The organism is Hyphomicrobium sp., assembly GCF_035572195.1.
Lineage (GTDB): Bacteria > Pseudomonadota > Alphaproteobacteria > Rhizobiales > Hyphomicrobiaceae > Hyphomicrobium_B.
Genome location: NZ_DATNBA010000052.1, coordinates 1 through 3,154, shown reverse-complemented (window position 1 = coordinate 3,154; position 3,154 = coordinate 1). Strand labels below are relative to the sequence as shown.

Here is a 3,154-nt window from a genome sequence, read left to right as displayed (position 1 = left end):
GCCTCGTCACGGGCTCCGCCGTGGCCGAAGACATCGGAACGCTCGCCGCACTTCGGACAGAGGAAGTAGCTCATGTTCTCGACGATGCCGAGGATCGGAACTTCGACGCGCTTGAACATCGCGATGCCCTTGCGAGCGTCGATCAACGCCAAGTCCTGCGGCGTCGAGACGATGACGGCACCTGAGAGTGGCACGCTCTGCGAGATGCTGAGCTGAATGTCACCCGTGCCGGGCGGCATATCGATCACGAGGACATCGAGGTCGCCCGTGCTACCGGCCCAATCGGTTTCGCGCAGCATCTGGCTGAGGGCCGAGACGACCATCGGTCCGCGCCAGACGACGGGTGTGTCTTCGTCGACCAGAAAGCCCATCGACATGACTTTGAGGCCCCAGCCTTCGAGCGGCTGTATGACCTTGCCGTTCGCGACGCGCGGTTTGCCTGTAATACCGAGGAGGCGCGGCTGCGACGGTCCGTAGATGTCGGCATCGACGACGCCGACCTTCAATCCGATCGATTGCAGGCCGAGCGCCAGATTGGCAGCGACCGTCGATTTGCCGACGCCGCCTTTACCGGAGGCAACGGCAATGACGTGCTTGACGCCGGGGATGCCTTGCATCCTGGCGCCGCCTTGCGCTGCAGCGGCTGCGGCCTGACGCGGCCCTGCGCCATCGCCCGTTGCGCCTTTGGCCCGCGCTGCCTGAACACGCGGATGCTCGGCTCGCGAGGCTGGGGCTCGCGGCGCGCCAGGTGTCGCGTCCGCCGTCAGCACCGCGGTGACGCCGGCAACACCCTTGATTTCGGAAACGACTTTCTCGGAGGCCTTCCTGAGTTGGTCCAACTCCTCAGCGCGCGACGCGGGTATCGTGATCGAAAAGTAGACGCGGTCGTCCTTGATGAAGATTTCGGAGACGAGCCCGAGATCGACAATATTGCTTTCGAGATCGGGGCCCTTGACCCGGCGCAACGCCGCGAGCACCTCTGACTTTTCAACCGGCATCTCTTTGACGTCTCCTAGCTCGTAGCTCGTCGTTACCGCGGTCGTCCGCCAGATAACGTAATCGATATAAGTCCGGGCTCCGCCGGTTGGAAAGCCATCGAGGCGCGGCCAATGCGCCAGAAGGCGCGGCGTTTGCAGGACACTCAGAGGCGGCTCCAAATGCCTACGCCTTGCGGCGCTTCGAGAGGCCGCTTAATCGTGGCGCATGGCGTTCCCCAATCACATCCTCGGAGTCATCCTGGCTGGCGGACAGTCGCGGCGCTTCGGCGGCGGCGACAAGGGCTTCGCCGATCTCGATGGCCGGCCGGTGTTGTCCCACGTCATCGAGCGCTTTCGCCCGCAGATCGGCCGCCTCATCCTCAATGCCAATGGTGATCTTAGCCGCTTCGCCAGCTTCGGGCTAGAAGTTGTGGCTGACAGGGAAATTCCCGGGCAAGGCCCGCTCAGCGGTATTCTAACGGCGCTCGAATGGGCGAAACGTCATGCTCCGGATTGTACTGCCGTCGCAACGGTATCAACGGATGTTCCGTTTCTTGCGCTGAACCTCATCCAACGCCTCGAAGCGGAACGCGGTGACGGGGTCGCGATCGCTGTGTCGGCCGGTCGCCGGCATCCGACCATCGCGATATGGCCGCTAACGTCGCGCGAAGCGGTCGCCGACGCCCTTCAACGTGGTGCACTCAGCGTCGATGCCCTCGCGGCCGAGCTCAATGCTGTTGCGGTACCGTTCCCGATGGGCGAGATTGACGGCGTGACCATAGACCCTTTCTTCAACGTAAATCGGCCTGAAGACCTCGTGGCGGCGCGCGCGTTGCTCGCCAAATCCTGAGAAGGAAAATACATGCCTGCAAACGGTCAAGCCCGCGCCTGTTCAATGCCGCTTTTCGGAATTGCCGGGTGGTCGAATGCCGGCAAGACGACCCTGATCGAAAAGCTGACGCAGCATTTCGCCGAGCGCGGACTTCGTGTCGCGACGATCAAACATACGCACCACAAGTTCGATATCGACGCGCCGGGAAGCGACACCGCGCGCCATCGTGCGGCGGGAGCTGCCGAAACGGCGATCGTCTCGGGCTCTCGCGTCGCCGTCATCGAGGAAATCGAGTCGGCGGGAGAACCGGCGCTCGAAACCGTTGCGGCGCGTCTCAATCCAGCCGACATCATTTTGGTCGAGGGCTATAAAGCCGCTGCCATCCCTAAGATCGAAGTGCGACGCTCAGCCGTTGCAGCCGAGAAGTTGTTGGCCGCGAGCGATCCGCTTGTTCTCGCGATCGCGGCCGATTATGAAGTCGAAGCGCATGGCAAACAGGTCTTCAGGCTCGACGATATTGCCGGCATCGCGTCGATGATCGAGGAGACGTGCGGCCCTTTCAAGAGGCTGCGGCAGCGTGCCTGACGCTTAAATGCCTCGCAAACCTCAGCAAACACTGGCTTGCTCTTGACCACCCGCCCCCCGATATGAAACGAGAATATACGGGGCTCAGGAGAAGCATCTATGCCGGGCGTAGCCGCCCAATCAAAAGCGTTGCATTTGGTCGATCCCTTCGGTCGAGGGATCGAGTATTTGCGCGTGTCCGTGACGGATCGTTGCGACTTCCGCTGCGTCTATTGCATGTCGGAACACATGACGTTTCTGCCAAAGCGCGATCTGCTGTCTCTCGAAGAACTCGACCGACTATGTACCGCGTTCGTTCACCGCGGCGTCAAGAAATTGCGAGTGACGGGCGGCGAGCCGCTCGTGCGCAAGAACATCATGTGGCTGTTTCGGAGCCTCGGCCGGCATCTTCAGACGGGGGCGCTCGAGGAATTAACGCTGACGACGAACGGCAGCCAGCTCGACAAGTTCGCCGTTGATCTAAAGTCAGCCGGCGTCGAGCGGATCAACGTTTCTCTCGACACGCTCGACCCGGTAAAATTCAAGGCGATCACGCGATGGGGCAATATCGAAACCGTTCTTCGCGGGATCGATGCGGCTGAAAAGGCCGGGCTCAAGGTCAAAATCAATACTGTCGCGTTGAAGGGCGTCAACGAGGACGAGATCGAACAGCTGATCCGGTTCGCGCACGGCCGCGGCGCCGACATGACGCTGATCGAGACGATGCCGCTCGGCGACATCGAAGGTGACCGCACCAGCCAGTATCTGCCGCTATCGTTGG

At 61.7% G+C, this 3,154-nt stretch carries 4 protein-coding genes; 3 read left to right on the top strand and 1 reads right to left on the bottom strand.

Annotation, left to right across the window (positions count from 1 at the left end; translation table 11 throughout):
* The coding region (locus VN623_RS05145) for an Mrp/NBP35 family ATP-binding protein (RefSeq protein ID WP_325568803.1) at positions 1–998 on the bottom strand (998 nt) is incomplete at its 3' end.
* A gap of 205 nt (positions 999–1,203) precedes the next feature.
* On the opposite strand from VN623_RS05145, the gene mobA reads away from it, so the two are divergent.
* From mobA to VN623_RS05130, 3 genes are all read left to right on the top strand, one after another.
* Positions 1,204–1,827: a molybdenum cofactor guanylyltransferase MobA gene (gene mobA / locus VN623_RS05140; protein WP_325568801.1), complete on the top strand. Its 624-nt coding sequence runs from the start codon at positions 1,204–1,206 to the stop codon at positions 1,825–1,827.
* A 12-nt stretch (positions 1,828–1,839) separates the two neighbouring features.
* Positions 1,840–2,394, top strand: a complete 555-nt coding sequence (gene mobB / locus VN623_RS05135) for a molybdopterin-guanine dinucleotide biosynthesis protein B (protein ID WP_325568799.1) — start codon at positions 1,840–1,842, stop codon at positions 2,392–2,394.
* Positions 2,395–2,493: 99 nt separating this feature from the next.
* Positions 2,494–3,154, top strand: a 661-nt coding sequence (locus VN623_RS05130; RefSeq protein ID WP_325568797.1) for a GTP 3',8-cyclase MoaA, incomplete at its 3' end; no start/stop codon positions are given.

Bases quoted from the DNA above. Each gene is read 5' to 3' on its own strand.
- mobA (WP_325568801.1), top strand. From the start codon at position 1,204: ATGGCGTTCCCCAATCACATCCTCGGAGTCATCCTGGCTGGCGGACAG.
- mobB (WP_325568799.1), top strand. From the start codon at position 1,840: ATGCCTGCAAACGGTCAAGCCCGCGCCTGTTCAATGCCGCTTTTCGGA.